The organism is Variovorax sp. P1_H2, from assembly GCF_056405295.1.
The window spans coordinates 17737-34482 of sequence record NZ_JBFUCJ010000080.1 but is presented as its reverse complement, the minus strand read 5'-3'; the positions used below and the strand labels follow the sequence as shown (position 1 = coordinate 34482).

The 16746-nt window shown below is 68.5% G+C and carries 17 protein-coding genes; 9 read left to right on the top strand and 8 right to left on the bottom strand.

What is annotated here, in order from left to right:
* A partial coding sequence (locus AC1D2E_RS23875; protein WP_478199691.1) for an STAS domain-containing protein occupies positions 1–302 on the top strand: 302 nt, incomplete at its 5' end.
* Here AC1D2E_RS23875 and arfB read toward each other — a convergent pair.
* Together arfB and AC1D2E_RS23865 are read right to left on the bottom strand one after the other, a co-directional pair.
* Positions 271–684: an alternative ribosome rescue aminoacyl-tRNA hydrolase ArfB gene (gene arfB / locus AC1D2E_RS23870; protein WP_478171880.1), complete on the bottom strand. Its 414-nt coding sequence runs from the start codon at positions 682–684 to the stop codon at positions 271–273. The two genes, AC1D2E_RS23875 and arfB, sit on opposite strands and share 32 nt — an antisense overlap.
* A 3-nt stretch (positions 685–687) precedes the next feature.
* On the bottom strand, positions 688–1365 hold the full coding sequence (locus tag AC1D2E_RS23865) for a TetR/AcrR family transcriptional regulator (protein ID WP_478199690.1): 678 nt from the start codon (positions 1363–1365) through the stop codon (positions 688–690).
* 117 nt (positions 1366–1482) lie between these two features.
* On the opposite strand from AC1D2E_RS23865, the gene AC1D2E_RS23860 reads away from it, so the two are divergent.
* The 6 genes from AC1D2E_RS23860 (at position 1483) to AC1D2E_RS23835 (ending at position 8832) form a co-directional block, all read left to right on the top strand.
* Positions 1483–2346, top strand: a complete 864-nt coding sequence (locus AC1D2E_RS23860; protein ID WP_478199689.1) for an ABC transporter ATP-binding protein — start codon at positions 1483–1485, stop codon at positions 2344–2346.
* Positions 2343–3224 carry a branched-chain amino acid ABC transporter permease gene (locus AC1D2E_RS23855; protein ID WP_478199688.1) on the top strand — a complete coding sequence of 294 codons (882 nt, stop codon included), beginning with the start codon at positions 2343–2345 and terminating at the stop codon, positions 3222–3224. Before AC1D2E_RS23860 ends, AC1D2E_RS23855 begins: the two co-directional genes overlap by 4 nt.
* A 351-nt stretch (positions 3225–3575) precedes the next feature.
* Positions 3576–4613 carry a branched-chain amino acid ABC transporter permease gene (locus AC1D2E_RS23850; RefSeq protein ID WP_478199687.1) on the top strand — a complete coding sequence of 346 codons (1038 nt, stop codon included), beginning with the start codon at positions 3576–3578 and terminating at the stop codon, positions 4611–4613.
* A gap of 176 nt (positions 4614–4789) precedes the next feature.
* Positions 4790–5980 (top strand): ABC transporter substrate-binding protein, encoded by a 1191-nt coding sequence (locus AC1D2E_RS23845; RefSeq protein ID WP_478199686.1) that lies wholly within the window; start codon positions 4790–4792, stop codon positions 5978–5980.
* Between the two features lie 153 nt (positions 5981–6133).
* Entirely contained in the window at positions 6134–6952 is an 819-nt protein-coding gene (locus AC1D2E_RS23840) for an ABC transporter ATP-binding protein (protein ID WP_478199685.1), read from the top strand.
* 98 nt (positions 6953–7050) lie between these two features.
* Positions 7051–8832: an AMP-dependent synthetase/ligase gene (locus AC1D2E_RS23835; RefSeq protein WP_478199693.1), complete on the top strand. Its 1782-nt coding sequence runs from the start codon at positions 7051–7053 to the stop codon at positions 8830–8832.
* Here AC1D2E_RS23835 and AC1D2E_RS23830 read toward each other — a convergent pair whose 3' ends face one another.
* Positions 8833–9171: a hypothetical protein gene (locus AC1D2E_RS23830; protein WP_478199684.1), complete on the bottom strand. Its 339-nt coding sequence runs from the start codon at positions 9169–9171 to the stop codon at positions 8833–8835.
* Between the two features lie 5 nt (positions 9172–9176).
* Complete coding sequence (clpB, locus tag AC1D2E_RS23825; RefSeq protein ID WP_478199683.1) at positions 9177–11798, bottom strand: ATP-dependent chaperone ClpB; 2622 nt, start codon at positions 11796–11798, stop codon at positions 9177–9179.
* Positions 11799–11890: 92 nt separating this feature from the next.
* Between clpB and AC1D2E_RS23820 the strand changes: the two genes are divergently transcribed.
* A complete protein-coding gene (locus AC1D2E_RS23820) occupies positions 11891–12883 on the top strand; it encodes a Bug family tripartite tricarboxylate transporter substrate binding protein (protein ID WP_478199682.1) in 993 nt (330 codons plus the stop codon).
* Positions 12884–13030: 147 nt separating this feature from the next.
* Here AC1D2E_RS23820 and moaE read toward each other — a convergent pair whose 3' ends face one another.
* Positions 13031–13507, bottom strand: coding sequence for a molybdopterin synthase catalytic subunit MoaE (gene moaE / locus AC1D2E_RS23815; protein ID WP_478199681.1), 477 nt, complete (start codon positions 13505–13507; stop codon positions 13031–13033).
* Positions 13508–13756: 249 nt separating this feature from the next.
* Between moaE and dapA the strand changes: the two genes are divergently transcribed.
* Positions 13757–14647, top strand: coding sequence for a 4-hydroxy-tetrahydrodipicolinate synthase (gene dapA, locus AC1D2E_RS23810; RefSeq protein WP_478199680.1), 891 nt, complete (start codon positions 13757–13759; stop codon positions 14645–14647).
* Here the strand turns inward: dapA and AC1D2E_RS23805 are convergent.
* From AC1D2E_RS23805 to mobB, 3 genes are read right to left on the bottom strand one after another with little or no spacing between them, the layout of a single operon-like run.
* On the bottom strand, positions 14634–14885 hold the full coding sequence (locus AC1D2E_RS23805) for a MoaD/ThiS family protein (protein WP_478171886.1): 252 nt from the start codon (positions 14883–14885) through the stop codon (positions 14634–14636). The two genes, dapA and AC1D2E_RS23805, sit on opposite strands and share 14 nt — an antisense overlap.
* 2 nt (positions 14886–14887) lie before the next feature.
* Positions 14888–16135, bottom strand: coding sequence for a molybdopterin molybdotransferase MoeA (locus AC1D2E_RS23800; protein WP_478199679.1), 1248 nt, complete (start codon positions 16133–16135; stop codon positions 14888–14890).
* Positions 16128–16673: a molybdopterin-guanine dinucleotide biosynthesis protein B gene (gene mobB, locus AC1D2E_RS23795; protein ID WP_478199678.1), complete on the bottom strand. Its 546-nt coding sequence runs from the start codon at positions 16671–16673 to the stop codon at positions 16128–16130. Before mobB ends, AC1D2E_RS23800 begins: the two co-directional genes overlap by 8 nt.
* Between the last annotated feature and the right edge of the window lie 73 nt (positions 16674–16746).

Here is a 16746-nt window from a genome sequence, read left to right as displayed (position 1 = left end):
CGCTGGCCCAGCGGCCCGGGCTGACCGACGTCTGCCTGTTCGCCTACCCGATCAACCGGATCGACGTCACGGGCGCCGAGGTCTTCGGCAGCATCCGCCGGCTGCTCGAGTCGCAGGGCGTGCGGCTGCACATCTCGGGGCTGAAACTGCCGGCACAACAGGTGCTCGAACGCGCCGGACTGCTGGCGCCGGGGCCGATGCTGTTCAGCTACCGGACGGACGGCGAGGCGCTGGCGGCACTTTCGCGGCCTGCGAGCATGCCAGTGGGACTCATTCCTTCACCCGTCCGCGCAAGCTCTTGATCTCCGAGCGTTGGCTCTTGCCCTCGAGCCGGCGCTGCTTCGAGCCATAGCTCGGCTTGGTGGCGCGCCGCGCGCGCGGCGGCGTGGCGACGCCATCGACCAGCTCCTGCAGCCGCGCCAGCGCATCGGCACGGTTCATGTCCTGGCTGCGATGGCGCTGCGCCTTCAGCACCAGCACCCCTTCCTGGGTGATGCGGCTGTCGCGCAGGGCGAGTAGCCGCTCCTTGACGTCTTCCGGCAGCGAACTGGCGGGAATGTCGTAGCGCAGGTGCACTGCGCTCGAGACCTTGTTGACGTTCTGTCCACCCGCGCCCTGGGCCCGGATCGCGCTGAACTCGACTTCCAGTGGATCGATGAGGACGGGCGGGCGCGGCGTGGGCATCCGCTATTTTGACTTGCGCGCCGTGCGCCTGGCGGCCGGCGCGGGCCGCTGCTGCACGCCGGACATCAGCAGCGCGATGCACTGGTCGGCGATCTCGTCGGGACCGAGTCCGCCGCCGGGACGGTACCAGCGGCCGATCCAGCTCAGTGCACCGGCCAGCACGAAGGCTGCCATCTTGGGATCGCAGGGCGCCAGCGAGCCTTCGGCGATGCCGTCGGCGATGAGCCTGCGGAACTCGCCGTCGATGCCGGCCTTGAGGCGGCGCAGTTCCTTGCGCCGCGCGGCCGGCAGGGGCTCCTCGCCGATGCGGATGACGCACATGCCGAAGTCCATCGTCACGATGCGCGAATAGATCCGCATGCACGCCATCAGCTGGTCGATCGCGCTGCCCCCGGCGCGCCGGACCTCGTCGATGCCGGCCTGCATCATGCCGAGCGCGGTACGCACGCACTCGAGCAGGATGTCGTCCTTGCTCTTCACGTAGTAGTAGAGCGTGGGCTTGCTGACGTGCAACTGTTCGGCGATGTCGTCGAGCGAGGTGGCGTGGTAGCCGCGCTCGTTGAACAGCCGGGCCGCCGTCTGCAGGACCGCATTGCGCTTGGCCTCGCGCTGCTGCGCGCGGGCACCGGCCGGCTTCCAGGGCGAGGCACCGGTGGGCTTGGGAAGTGTTCTGCTGGCCATGGATCGGAAGGCCCGGGAAAGTCCCGATGCTGCCGGCAGGCACGGCATCGAACATTACCGGTGAGTAGAAATTCTACGCATGGGTAACCCTGCCTTCTTCCGCGCAAACCCTGATTGATGCCTGACACCCAGCCTGCTTCCGACGTCGCCGCCTCGAACAGCCCCGTGCTGCAGGTCGAGGCGCTCACGCTCGCGTTCGGCGGCGTGCGGGCATTGAGCGGCGTCGGCTTCGAGGTCGCGCCCGGTTCGATCACGGCCGTGATCGGCCCCAACGGCGCCGGCAAGACCTCTCTCTTCAACACCATCTCGGGCTTCTACCGTCCTTCCACCGGCCGTGTTCTGTTCGAAGGCCGCGACATCACGCCGCTGCCGGCGCCGCAGCGGGCCCGTCTCGGCCTGGCGCGCAGCTTCCAGAACATCGCGCTGTTCCGCGGCATGACGGTGCTCGACAACATCAAGCTCGGACGCCACTCGCACCTCAAGGCCAACGTCTTCGACGCCCTGCTCTACCTCGGCCGGGCACGCCGCGAAGAAGCCGAGCTGCGCCGCGACGTCGAGGAACGCATCATCGATTTCCTCGAGATCGACCACATCCGCCATGCGCCGGTCGCGGCCCTCCCCTACGGCCTTCAGAAGCGCGTCGAGATGGCGCGCGCGCTGGCGATGCAGCCGCGCGTGCTGATGCTCGACGAGCCGGTGGCCGGCATGAACCGCGAGGAAACCGAGGACATGGCGCGCTTCATCCTCGACGTGCGCGACGAGTGGGGCGTGACCGTGCTGATGGTCGAGCACGACATGGGCATGGTGATGGACCTGTCGGACCACGTCGTGGTGCTCAACTTCGGCCAGGTCATCGCGCAGGGCGCCCCGGCGGCGGTGCAGGCCGATCCCGAGGTGATCCGGGCCTACCTGGGCGCCGGCGACGTCGCCGCGCTGCGCGACAAACTGCGGGGCACGACCGCGGCGGCGGCACACGCATGATCGACTGGGCCTACCTGTTCGAGATCGCCCTCAACGGGGTCGCCAGCGGCGGCCTCTACGCGCTGGCCGCGCTCGCCTTCGTGCTGGTCTACAAGGCCACGCGGGTGGTCAACATCGCGATCGGCGAGATGCTGATGATCGGCGCCTACCTGTTCTTCGCCTTCGCCGCCAGCTTCTCGCTGCCGATCTGGCTGGCGGTGCTGGGCGCCGTGCTGGGCACCGGCCTGCTCGGCGCCGTGGTCGAGCGCACCATGATCCGGCCGCTGCTCGGCGAACCGCCGATCTCGGTGTTCATGGTCACGGTCGGCCTGGCCTCGATCCTGGTCGGCCTGATCGAGATCGTCTGGACCGCCGACCAGCGCCGCCTGCCCGAGTTCCTGCCGAAGACGCCGGTGATGATCGGCGATGCCTTCCTGGCACCCAAGGTGGCCTACGGCGCATTGGTGGCATTGACGCTGATCGCGCTCGTGCTGCTGGTGTTCCGCTTCTGGCGCGGCGGCGTCGCGCTGCGCGCCACCGCCTCCGACCAGGCCGCGGCCTACTCGATGGGCATCAACGTGCCGCGCGTGTTCTCGCTCGCCTGGGTGGCCTCGGCCATGATCGCGGCGGTGGCCGGGATCATCGTCGGCTCGATCGGCGGCATCTCGTCGTCGATGGGCGTGTTCGGGCTCTCGGTCCTGGTGGTGGTGATCGTCGGCGGGCTCGACAGCGTGCTCGGCGCGCTGGTCGGCGGCGTCTTCATCGGGCTGGTGGAGGCCTTGGCTGGCTCTTACCTCGGCGGCGAGTACAAGCTGCTGGCGACCTTCGTGGTGCTGGTCGTCGTGCTGATGATCCGGCCCTATGGTCTCTTCGGCACCCACGAGATCGAGAGACTGTGAAATGAAACCGAGCCTTGGTGTTCGATTCGAGCCGAGGCGGGCTCATGGCGGACCGGGGCGAGCTCACGCCGACGGCGTACTCTGCTCCGCTCATGTCCCCCGGCCTGCGGCCTCCCCCTTTACTTCGCTGCGCAGAGCACACCATCGGCGTGATCCATCAAGTCGGTGGTTCATCCTCGGCCAGCACCAAACGGCGTTACCCGTGACGAGGGCATCGGGTAGCCCCCGCAGCGAATTAAAGGAGGAGGCGAAGCCGGGGGACATTCGCGGAGGGGGCTACCCGGTGGCCTCGGCATGCGCCGCGGACGCAGCACGCGCCCCCAGCACCCCCTTCGAAAGGCGGCAGGCCTGATGCGCATAGGCACCCTCAAGCAGAGCTACATCGCCGACGCCGCGCTGTTCGACTCGCGCACCCAGAAGACCTGGCTGGCGCTCGGCGCCGCGCTGCTGCTGCTGTTCCCGTTCATGGCCAGCGACTACTGGCTCTACCTCGCCTGCCTGGTCGCGATCAACGTCGCGAGCGCCACCGGGCTCAATATCCTGACCGGCTACACCGGGCTCGTGAGCCTCGGGCAGGCGGCATTCATGGGCCTCGGCGCCTACACCGTCGCGATCATGCAGACCCGGCTCGGCACGCCCTTCCTGCTCAACCTGGCAGCGGGCGGCGTGGTGGCGATGCTCGGCGGCCTGGTGGTCGGCATCCCGTCGCTGCGGGTCAAGGGGCTCTACCTCGCGATCGCGACCATCGCGGCCTCGTTCATCGCGCACTTCCTGTTCGCGAACCTCAAGCTCACGGGCGGCACCAGCGGCCTGTCGCTGCCGCCGGCCCAGCTGTTCGGGCTCGCGCTCGACACCTCGTTCCGGCTCTACTGGGTGATCCTGCCGGTCACGCTGCTGATGGTGCTGGGCGCCGCCAACCTGTTCCGCACCCGCATCGGCCGGGCCTTCATCGCGATCCGCGACCGCGACATCTCGGCCGAGGTGCTGGGCATCCCGCTGTTGCGCTACAAGCTGCTGTCCTTCGGGCTGTCGTCGTTCTACGCCGGCGTGGCCGGCGGCCTGTGGGCCTATTTCTTCCGGGTCGTCACGCCCGAAAGCTTTCCGCTGCTGATGTCGATCTTCTTCCTGGCCGCGATCATCGTCGGCGGCATGGGCACGATCCTCGGCGGCATCCTCGGCGCGGTGTTCATGACGATGGTGCCGGAGCTGCTCAAGCTGGTGTTCGACCTGCTGCCCGGAGGCACCGAAGCGACGGTGTTCCTGTCGCCGGTGCGCACGGTCGTCTTCGGCCTGCTGATCGTCGGGTTTCTGGTGTTCGAGCCGCACGGGCTCGCAGAAGTGTGGCGGCGCATTCGCCGCTTTTTCCATCTGTGGCCCTTCCGATCATGACGCTCACCCCCAGGTTGGGCTCACTGCGTGTAGCCCGCCCACCCCCTACCGGGGGCAATACCAGCGGCCCGGCAAAGCCGGTTCCGCGGTATTCCTGGAATGGATCCCGAATACCGAACACCGAAATACCTCGACAGCCAACAGTCGCTCAGTCAGTTTCACAACCGGAGACACGCATGAATGCACAGAAGAAGTCCCTTTTCTCACTGCGCCGCCGCAACCTGGTGATTGCAGCCGGGGCCGCCCTCGCCGCACCGCTGGCGGTGCATGCGCAAGCCGCCGAGGACATCGTGATCGGCGGCTCGATCCCGATGACCGGCGTCTTCGCCTTCGCCGGCATCGGCATCAACGCCGGCATTGCCGACTACGTGAAGATCGTCAACGACGCCGGCGGCATCAAGGGTCGCAAGCTGCGCTACGTGCCCGAGGACACCGGCTACAAGGTCGACGCCTCGGTCGCCGCCTTCAAGAAGATCACCAGCCAGAACAAGGTCAACCTCTACTACGGCGACTCCACCGGCTTCGCCAAGACCATCAGCCCCGAACTCGACCGCAGCGGCCAGATCCTGATGGCCGGCGCCTCGTTCGCGACCGAGCTCAACGATCCGGCCAAGTACCCGAACCAGTTCCTGGTCGGGCCCGACTACACCGAGATGTTCGGCATCCTGTTGAAGCACATCGCCAAGGAGAAGCCCGGCGCCAAGGTGGCCTTCGTGTACTCCGATTCCGAATTCGGCCGCGACCCGATCGAGGCCAGCGAAGCGATGGCGAAGAAGCTCGGGCTCAGCGTGCCGGTCAAGCTCATGACGCCGCCCGGCAGCGTCGACGTCTCGACCGAGGTCATCAAGCTGCGCCGCGCCAACCCCGACTACACGATCTTCCACGGCTACGTGCTGGCGCCGATCCCCGAATTCGTCCAGCAGGGCAAGCAGATGGGCATGACCAGCAAGTGGATGGGCACCTTCTGGACCATGGACAGCTCGACCGTGATGAAGATGGGCGAGGCCGGCGACGGTTTCATGGGCGTGATGCCCTACCGCTACTACTACGACACCTCGGCCAAGTCGCCGATGCTCGACAAGATCCGGCAGATGCGCCCCGACTACCAGAGCACGGCCTACACGCAGGGCTTCCTGACCGCGATGCTGTTCACCGAGGCGGCCAGGCGCACGCTCGACGCCGGCAAGTCGCTCGACGGCAAGAACCTCAAGGCGGCACTCAACACCATCAAGGACTTCGACACCGGCGGGCTGATCGGGGTGCCGATCACGATCAAGGGCAACTCGATCCCGGTCGGGCGCGTGTACACGGCCGACATGAAGGCGCAGAAGATGGTGCCGTCCTCCGACTGGATCAAGCTGGACTAGGATGCAACACCCCCCGAAGCGCCTGCGGCGCCTCCCCCCTCAAGGGGGGCGATACCGGCGGCCCGGCAAAGCCGGTTCCGCGGTATCCCTGGTAGCGGACTGCACCGGTTTCATGCGTCGCGGGTCACTCGATCACATGGTGGAGCACTGAAGATGCAAGGCGCGGCGGCCGACCTGGTCCTCGATGTGAACAACATCGAGGTGGTCTACAACAAGGTGGTGCAGGTGCTGCGCGGCCTGTCGCTGGCCGTGCCGCGCGGCGAGATCGTGGCACTGCTCGGCAGCAACGGTGCCGGCAAGTCGACCACGCTGAAGGCGGTCTCGGGCCTGCTGGCGCTCGAGGACGGCGAACTGCAGGCCGGCCGCATCGCCTTCAATGGCGCCTCGACCGCACGCCTGGCGCCCCAGCAGCTGGTCCGGCACGGCCTGTGCCACGTGATGGAGGGCCGGCGCGTGTTCGAGGACCTCACGGTCGAGGAGAACCTGGTGGCCGCCACCTACGCGCACACCGGCCGGGGCGCGGCGCCGCGCAACTTCGATAGCGTCTATGCCTACTTCCCGCGGCTGCACGAGCGCCGCAAGGGCCTGGCAGGCTACCTCTCGGGCGGCGAGCAGCAGATGCTGGCGATCGGCCGCGCGCTGGTCGCCGAGCCGCAGCTGATCCTGCTCGACGAACCCTCGCTCGGGCTCTCCCCCAAGCTGGTCGAGGACATCTTCACGATCATCGCGCGCATCAACGCCGAGCGCGGCGTCTCGATGCTGCTGGTCGAGCAGAACGCCAGCGTGGCGCTGGCCGTCGCTCACCGCGGCTACATCATGGAGAACGGCAAGATCGTGATCGACGGCAGCGCCGAACGGCTCGCGGCCGACCCCGACGTGCGCGAGTTCTACCTCGGCGTGGGCGGCGGCGGCGAGGCACGCAGCTTCCGCGGGCTCAAGCACTACAAGCGCCGCAAGCGCTGGCTGTCATGAGCGCAGCGCCGGGCCGCTCCCAAGCAAGCTCGCACCGCGGTGCGAAGCACGAAGGTTCTTCCGTGAGCGGCACGCTGCCCGCCTTCACCCTGCCGCAGATGCTGCGCGAACAGGCGCGAAGCCAGCCGGATGCGGTCGCGATCCGGCAGAAGGACTTCGGCATCTGGCAGCCGGTGAGCTGGGCCGACTACCACCGCCGCGCCAGCCACTTCGGACTCGGCCTGCGTGCGCTCGGCCTGCCGGCCGCCGGTCACCTCGGCATCCTGTCCGAGAACCGCATCGAATGGGTGCTGGCGCAGATGGGTGCCGGCCTGGTCGGGGCGGTCACGGTCGGCGTCTACCCGACCAGCCCGAGCAACGAGATCGCCTACGTGGTCGCCCATGCCGACGTCGAGCTGATCGTCTGCGAGGACCAGGAGCAGACCGACAAGGTGATCGAGGCGCTCGACCGGCTGCCCCGGCTGCTGAAGATCATCGTGATCGAGACCAAGGGGCTGCGCAGCCTCGATGCGTCGCTGCGCGAGCGCGTCGTCAGCTTCGCCGAAGTCGAAAAGGCCGGCGCCGCCGTCGCCGCGCGCGAGGGGCAGGCGCAGATCGATGCCGCTCTGCAGGCCCAGACACTGGCCGACGTCGGCCTCATGATCTACACCTCGGGCTCCACCGGCAAGCCCAAGGGCGCGATGATCTCGTGGCGCAACATCCGCGGCGTGGTGCCGGGCATCGTCGATCGGCTCGGACTCGGCCGCCACACCACGCACCTCTCGTACCTGCCGCTGTGCCACGTGGCCGAGCAGATGCTCTCGACCTTCGTGCCGCTCTATCTCGGCTCCCAGGTCAACTTCGGCGAATCGATCCGCACGGTGCAGGAAGACCTGCGCGAGGTGGCGCCGACGATGTTCCTCGGCGTGCCGCGCATCTGGGAGAAGCTGCATGCCGGCATCAGCATCAAGATGCAGGAGGCCGGCGCACTGCAGCGCGCCTTGTATCGGCGGGCGATGGCGGCCTGCGCGCCGCTGGCCGAGAAGCCCCGCAGCCGATGGACCCTCGGCGAACGAGCCCGCTTCGCGCTGGCCTACTGGACCGTGCTGCGCGCGCTGCAGAACTTCATCGGGCTGCGCCGCGTCAAGGTCGCGCTGACCGGCGCGGCGCCGATCCCGCCCGACGTGGTCCGCTTCTTCCGCACGCTCGGCGTGCCGCTGGTGGAAGTCTACGGGCTGACCGAATCGACAGGCATGATCACCGGCCACCGCAGCGACCAGGTCAGGATCGGCACCGTGGGCCCGCCGATCCTCGGCACCGCACACCGCATCGGCGCCGATGGCGAGCTGCTGGTGCAGGGCGAGATGGTGTTCGAGGGCTACTACAAGAACCCGGAGGCCACCGCGGACGCGATCCGCAACGGCTGGCTGCACACCGGCGACGCGGTGCGCGAGGAAGACGGCCAGCTGCGCATCGTCGACCGCCTGAAGGACATCATGATCACGGCCGGCGGCAAGAACCTGACACCCTCGGAGATCGAGAACACCATGAAGGGCAGCCCCTTCATCAAGGAATGCATCGTGGTGGCGGATGGCCGCAAGTTCGTCGGTGCGCTGGTGCAGATCGACTACGAGACCGTCGGCAAATGGGCCGAGGCCGCGCGCATCCCGTTCACGCACTTCCGCTCTCTGGTCGACCAGCCGCGGGTGCGCGAACTGATCGACGCCGAGATCCAGCGCGGCAATGCGCAGCTGGCGCAGGTGTCGCAGGTGCGGCGCTTCCACCTGCTGGCCAAGGAACTCGACCACGACGACGGCGAAGTCACCGCGACCATGAAGCTGCGGCGCGCCAGCATCTACCAGAGCTACGCCCGCGAGATCGAGGCGCTGTACGGCGCTTGATCAGTTGCTGTCGTCGCGCGACACCGGACGGGCCTGCACGTCGGTGACCACGCCCGGATCGCGCAGCCGCACCGGGGCGTCGGCCGCTTGGCCTTGGGCCCGGGCGCCCGCCACATCGGCCGCCGTCGGCTCGGCCGGCCGGCCGGCGGCACGGAAGCGGTCGAAGCCGCCGCGCGGGTCGAAGCGCATCACCCACGGCTGCACCGGCTTGCCGGTGAGTCGCGCCCAGGCATAGCGCAGGCCCCAGACCGCCGCCAGCAGCAGCAGGGCGACTGCCAGGCTGGCCGCGAACACGAGGCCCAGCATGAAGAAGACCAGGCGAAGAAGGAAATTCAGCATCACGCTTAGGCTACGGCCTCGGCGGAGGGTTCCCGGTCATTCGTGAACGAGAACTCCCCCGGCGCCCGGATCGGATCGGTGCCGACGCTGATCGTGTCCTTCGGCCCGAAGCTGCCGTCGAGCAACAGCTTCGACAGCGGATTCTCGATCCGCTGCTGGATCGCCCGCTTGAGCGGCCGCGCACCGAACACCGGGTCGAAGCCGACCTTGGCGATCTCGGCCAGCGCCGCCGGCGACACCTCGAGGCCGAGGTCCATCTTGGCCAGGCGGTCCTTCAGCACCTTGAGCTGGATCGCCGCGATCGCCTCGATGTTCTTGGCGTCGAGCGMATGGAACACCACGGTCTCGTCGATRCGGTTCAGGAACTCGGGCCKGAAGTAGTTCTTSAGCTCGTCCCAGACCGCGTCCTTGATTTCTTCGCCCGGTCGGCCGACCATCGACTGGATGATCGGCGAGCCGATGTTGCTGGTCATGACGATCACCGTGTTCTTGAAGTTCACGGTGCGTCCCTGGCCGTCGGTCAGGCGGCCGTCGTCGAGTACCTGCAGCAGCACGTTGAAGACGTCGGGGTGGGCCTTCTCGACCTCGTCGAGCAGCAGCACGCTGTAGGGCTTGCGGCGCACGGCCTCGGTCAGGTAGCCGCCCTCCTCGTAGCCCACGTAGCCGGGAGGCGCACCGATCAGGCGCGCGACCGAATGCTTCTCCATGAACTCGCTCATGTCGACGCGGATCAGGTGGTCCTCGCTGTCGAACAGGAAACCGGCCAGCGCCTTGCACAGCTCGGTCTTGCCGACGCCGGTCGGGCCGAGGAACAGGAAGGAGCCGGTCGGGCGGTTCGGATCCGACAGGCCCGAGCGCGAACGGCGGATCGCGTTGGCGACCGCGCCGATGGCCTCGTCCTGGCCGACCACGCGTTCGTGCAGTTTCTCTTCCATCATGAGCAGCTTGTCGCGCTCGCCCTGCATCAGCTTGGACACCGGGATGCCGGTGGCGCGCGCCACCACCTCGGCGATCTCCTCGGCGCCGACCTGGGTGCGCAGCAAGGTGGGAGCGCTCGACTTGCCCTTGTGGGCCTCGGTGTCCTGCGCTTCCTTGAGCCGCTTCTCGAGCCCCGGCAGCTTGCCGTACTGCAACTCGGCGACCTTGTTGAAGTCGCCCTTGCTGGTGAACTCGGCGATCTGGAACTTGATCTTGTCGATCTCCTCGCGGATCTGCGCGCTGCCCTGGGCCTGGGCCTTCTCGGCCTGCCAGACCTCGTCGAGGTCGGCGATCTCCTTTTGCAGCTTCGCGATGTCGTCCTCGATCAGGCCGAAGCGCTTCTGCGAAGCCTCGTCCTTTTCGCGGCGCACGGCCTCGCGCTCGATCTGCAGCTGGATCAGGCGACGGTCGAGCCGGTCCATGACCTCGGGCTTGGAGTCCATCTCGATCTTGATCTTGGCCGCTGCCTCGTCGATCAGGTCGATCGCCTTGTCGGGCAGGAAACGGTCCGTGATGTAGCGGTCGGACAGTTCGGCCGCGGCGACGATCGCCGGGTCGGTGATGTCGACGCCATGGTGGACTTCGTACTTTTCCTTCAAGCCGCGCAGGATCGCGACCGTCGCCTCGACGCTCGGCTCGCCGACGAGGATCTTCTGGAAGCGGCGCTCCAGCGCGGCATCCTTCTCGATGTACTTGCGGTATTCGTCCAGCGTGGTCGCACCGACGCAGTGCAGCTCGCCGCGCGCCAGTGCGGGCTTGAGCATGTTCCCGGCGTCCATCGCGCCYTCKGCCTTGCCGGCGCCSACCATGGTGTGCAGCTCGTCGATGAAGACGATGGTCTGGCCCTCGTCCTTGGCGAGTTCATTGAGCACGGTCTTGAGCCGCTCCTCGAACTCGCCGCGGAACTTGGCACCGGCCAGCAGCGCCGCCATGTCGAGCGACAGCACGCGCTTGCCCTTGAGCGACTCGGGCACTTCGCCCGCCACGATGCGCTGGGCCAGGCCCTCGACGATCGCGGTCTTGCCGACACCGGGCTCGCCGATCAGCACGGGATTGTTCTTGGTGCGGCGCTGCAGCACCTGGATGGCGCGGCGGATTTCCTCGTCGCGGCCGATCACCGGATCGAGCTTGCCCAGGCGGGCGCGCTCGGTGAGGTCGAGGCAGTATTTCTTGAGGGCTTCGCGCTGGCCTTCGGCATCGGCGCTGTTCACGCCCTGGCCGCCGCGCACCGCATCGATCGCGGCCTCGAGCGACTTGCGCGTCACGCCGTTGCTGCGCGCCAGGTTGCCGATGTCGGCCTTGCTGTCGGCCACCGCGAGCAGGAACAGCTCGCTGGCAATGAACTGGTCGTTGCGCTTGATCGATTCCTTCTCGGTCGCCTGCAGCAGCTTGCCCAGCTCGGGGCCCACCTGGACCTGGTCATGGCCCTCGACCTGCGGCAGCTTCTTGATCGCCGCCTCGGCGGCCTGCAGCAGGCCCGGCACGTTGGCGCCGGCGCGTTCGAGCAGCGCGCGCGGTCCATCGTCCTGGCGCAGCATGGCGACCAGCAGATGGACCGGCTCGATGTAGGCGTTGTCGTTGCCGAGGGCGAGCGACTGGGCGTCGCCGAGGGCTTCCTGGAACTTGGTGGTGAGTTTGTCTTGGCGCATGGCTTGATTCCTGCATTCAAAATAGGGTCGTTCCGGACCGTTATCAAGACCGCCCGGATCACTTTCTACACGCAATCATTTGGAGTCGATAGATGCTCAAGTCAACATGGCGTGGCGCGACGCGCCTCGCACGCGGAATTCTCGCGGCCGGCCTGCTCGCCGCCGGGGGATTGGCACTGGCCCAGCCGGCCGGCACGCCGATCCGGCTCCTGGTCGGATTTCCTGCCGGCGGCGGCACGGACGTGATCGCCCGCACGCTGGCCGAGAAGCTCAAGGACGAGTTGGGCTCGCCGGTGGTGGTCGAGAATCGCGCCGGTGCCGGTGGCCAGATTGCGGCCCAGGCGCTCAAGGCATCGCCGGCCGACGGCCACACCCTGTTCCTCTCGCATGACCATTCGATCTCCATCCTGCCGCTGGTGGTGAAGAACCCGGGCTTCGATTCGGCGCGCGACTTCGTGCCTGTGGCCGGCTTCGCCACTTTCGCCAACGCGCTCGCGGTGTCGGGCGACACGCCGGCCAAGTCGGTCAACGAGTACGTGGCCTGGGTCAAGAAGGAGCGCGGCGGCAAGGACACCATCGGCGTTCCGGCACCGGCCTYGATCCCCGAATTCCTGGTCAAGCTGATCGGCGCCAAATACAAGATCGACGTTCAGGCCGCACCCTACCGCGGCAGCGCGCCGATGCTGGCCGACATGCTGGGCAATCAGATCTCCGCCGGCATCGGCTCGGTCCCCGACTTCATCGAGAACCAGAAGGCCGGCAAGATCCGCGTCGTGGCGGTGATCGGCGACAAGCGCCAGGCCGTGCTGCCGCAGGTGCCGACCTTCGCCGAACTCGGCCTCGCGGGCCTGGAAGACCTGCCCTACTACGGCATCTTCGCGCCGGTGGGCACGCCGCAGCCCGTGATCGACCGCTTCGGCGTCGCGCTGGCCAAGGTGCTCAAGATGCCCGATGTGCGCGAGCGCCTGACCGCCATGGGCCTGTCGGTCGAATTCATGCCGCAGGGCCAGTTCGCCGGCCGCGTGCGCAGCTACACCCAGACCTGGGCGCAGATCATCAAGGCCAGCGGCTTCCAGCCGCAATAGTCGGCTCGCCCCCCAGGTTGGGCTCACTTCGTGTAGCCCGCCCACCCCCCTGCCGGGGGGCGCTGCCAGCGGCCCGGCGGAGCCGGTTCCGCGGCAGCCCACGAAGGCGGCGCGCTGCGCGCGGCCGGGGTACCGGCTGGCTCGGGGTCAGGCGTTGTTTACCGTGATGCCCCAGCGCGTCATCGCCTCGTCGTCGGTGGCGCGGGCATCGACCCAGCGGGCGCCCTCGGGCGTCTGCTCTTTCTTCCAGAACGGCGCCTGGGTCTTCAGGTAGTCCATCAGGAACTCGCAGGCCTGGAAGCTCTCGCCGCGGTGCGCCGAGGTCACGGCCACCATCATGATCTGGTCCTGCGGCTGCAGCAGTCCGACGCGATGGATCACGCGGGCGCCGAGGATGTCGAAGCGCCGGCGGGCCTCGTCGATCATGGCCTCGATCGCCTTCTCGGTCATGCCGGGGTAGTGCTCGAGCTCCATCGACGCGACTGCGCTGCCGTCGTTGCGGTCGCGCACCGTGCCGATGAAGCTGCAGACCGCGCCGACCCGGGCGTCGCCGGAGCGCAACGCGGCAATCTCCTGCTGCAGGTCGAAGTCTTCTTTCTGGATCGAAACACGGGCGGCAGTCATGACCGGATTGTGGCACCGCGATACACTCGCGCGATGCCTTCCAGCGCCCTGCGACACCGCCTTGCTTCTCTTGAAGAAGCGGCCCGCACGCGCCTGCAGGGCAAATCCAAAAAACCCGAGCTCGTCTGACCGGAGCTACGGTTCCGTCGTCGGATGAGCGACGGAACGCAAGGCCCGGTGCCGGAGTGGGTGGCGTGCGCGCATTCGACGGTGGTTTCCTCCATCGGTCGATTCCTGAAAGGACCCTGCGTGCAAGACGCTCATTCACCCTCCCCCGATTTCTCGGGCCTCTGGATCCCGCTCGTGACGCCGTTCCGCAGCCACGCGGTCGACCATGCCGCGCTGGCGGCGCTGGCCGCGCGGCTGGCGCCGACCGGCATCGCGGGCTTCGTTGTCTGCGGCTCGACCGGCGAGGCGGCCGCGCTCGACGAGGACGAGCAACTGGCGGTGCTGGCCACCGTCGCCCAGGCAGCCCCCTCGCTGCCCCGCATCATGGGCCTCTCGGGCTACCACCTGGGCAAGACGCTGGCCTGGGTCCGCAAACTGTCGGCCTGCGGCCTGGCCGGCCTGCTGGTGCCGGCGCCGAGCTACATCCGGCCCTCGCAAGCGGGTCTGGTCGAATGGTTCGGCGCCATCGCCGACGCCAGCGCGGTGCCGCTGCTGGTCTACGACATTCCCTACCGTACCGGCGTCGCGATCGAGCGCGAGACGCTGCTGGCGCTGGCGGCCCATCCGCGCATCCGCGGCATCAAGGACTGCGGCGGCGACATGGCCAAGACCCGCGCGCTGATCGCCGACGGCCGGTTGCAGGTGCTGGCGGGCGAGGACGCGCAGATGTTCGCCACGGCGGCCGAAGGCGGCGCCGGCGCGATCGCCGCCAGCGCGCACCTGCGCACGGAGCACTTCGTGCGGATGCTCCAGTTGCTGGGCGCGGGTCGGCTGGCAGAGGCTCGCACCGCGTGGCAGCCGCTGCTGCCCTTGATCGAGGCCCTGTTCTCGGATCCGAACCCGGGCCCGCTGAAGGCGGCATTGGCCGCCGAGGGATGGATGCGGGACGAATTGCGCTCGCCGATGACGCGCGTCACGCCCGAGCGGCGCGCGCGCCTGCTCGCGGCGCTGGAAGCACTCAACCGCCTGTGACCGGCGGGAAGAAGGCGACCTCGCTGCCCTCGCGCAGCGAGGCGCCTTCGCCGCTCATGATCTGGTCGAGCGCCATGCGCACGGCCCGGCCCCGGGCCAGCGCGCTGGCATGGGGTTCGCCGCGCGCGATCAGTTCGTCGCGCAAGGCGCCGAGGTCGGTCGCGGCCGTCTCGACGGTCTCGCTGCCGGTCCCGAGCGCCTCGCGCACCGAGGCAAAGTAGCGGACATTGACTTTCATGATCAGCCCAGCAGCGAAGCGAAGGGAATGAACTGCACCATGTCGCCGGCCTTGAAGGGCTGGCCGGCCGGCGTGTCGATCACGCCGTCGCCCCACACCATCGAGGTCAGCACGCCGGAGCTCTGGTTGCCGAACACATCGAGCCCGCCGGCCGCGTTGCGCCGGGCGCGCAGGAACTCGCGCCGCCGGTCGGCTCGCGGCCAGTCGAAGTCGGCCCGCATCGCGATCGGCTCGGGCGCCACGCGCTTGGCGCCCTGCAGGGTCAGCAGGAAGGGGCGCACCAGCAGCAGGAAGGTCAGGAAGCTCGACACCGGATTGCCGGGCAGGCCGGTCAGGTGCGCATCGCCGATCCGGCCATAGGCGAAGGGCTTGCCCGGCTTCATCGACAGCGACCAGAGGTCGAGCTGGCCCAGGTGCTGGACCGCGGCCTTGATGTGGTCTTCCTCGCCGACCGACACGCCGCCGGTGGTGATGATCAGGTCGTTGCCGAGCGAGGCCGTGCGCAGCGCGTCGATGGTGGCCTCGCGCCGGTCCGGCACGATGCCCAGGTCGCTCACCTCGCAGCCCAGCCGCAGCAGCAGGGACCGCATGAAGAAGCGGTTGGAGTTGTAGATCGAGCCCGGTTTCATGGCCTCCGGCGCCACCTCGCCGGGCATCACGAGTTCGTCGCCGGTCGACAGCAGCGCGACTCTCGGCCGCTTCGAGACCTGCAGCCGATCGAGGCCGACGCTGGCCGCCAGGCCGAGGCCGGCCGGCGTGAGCCGTTCGCCGCGCGACAGGACCACGTCGCCGGACGCCACGTCCTCGCCGGCACGGCGGATCCACTGGCCCGCCGCCGGCGCGATCCCGATGCGCACGCTGCCCAGACTGCCCTCCTCGGGCAGCGCGGCCGTGTCCTCCTGCATCACCACCGCATCCGCGCCGGCGGGGATCTGGGCGCCGGTGAAGATGCGCGCGGCCGTGCCCGCGGCGAGCGCCGTGCCCACGCTGCCGGCCGGAATCCGCTGCGCCACCCGCAGCACTGCGCCGGGTGCCGCACAGTCGGCGCTGCGCACCGCATAGCCGTCCATCGAACTGTTGTCGCGCGGCGGCACGGTGAGGGCCGACACCACGTCCTGCGCCAGCACCCGGCCGTCGGCCTCGAAGGTCGAGACGCTCTCGCTGCCCACGGCCGGCGTGGCGGCGGCGAGCAGCTTCGCCAGCGCCTCGTCGAGCGGCATCAGGGACGGACGGTTGGAAATGCTAGCCATGGTGCTCCACCTTGTAGTCGAAACGATCGCCGTGGCGCAGCAGCCAGTCGCCGATGCCATCGACGTCGTCGAGGTCAAAGATCGGCAGCCCGGTCGGCCGCGGCAGGCCCGCCGGATCGTCGGTCGCGATGCCGACGATGAAGGCATCCTCGATGTAGCGTGCCGGCCGCGCGGCCTCGCCCTCGGCGGGGGTGCGCCAGATCTCGATCTTGCACAGGTCGCTGTGCTTGAAGCCCTCGACCAGCACCCAGTCGACGCCCGGGTCGAGCTCGGCGATGAGGTCGTGCACCTCGAGCTGCGTCGGTTGCTCGAACTCGCGGATCAGCGCCAGCCGCTTGTCGGAGGCCACCACCACCTCGAAAGCACCGGCCTCGCGATGGCGGAAGGTGTCCTTGCCCGGATGGTCGATGTCGAACTTGTGGTGCGCATGCTTGACCACCGAAACCCGCTGCCCATGCAGCTTGAGCACGGGGATCAGCTGCTCGACCAGCGTGGTCTTGCCCGCGCCCGAATAGCCGGCGAAGCCGATGACTTTCATGCGCGGCCTGCCCGCTCAGGCCGGCGCCGGGCCGCCCCAAGCCGGCCTGCGCCCCCTCGGGGGGCAGCGAGCA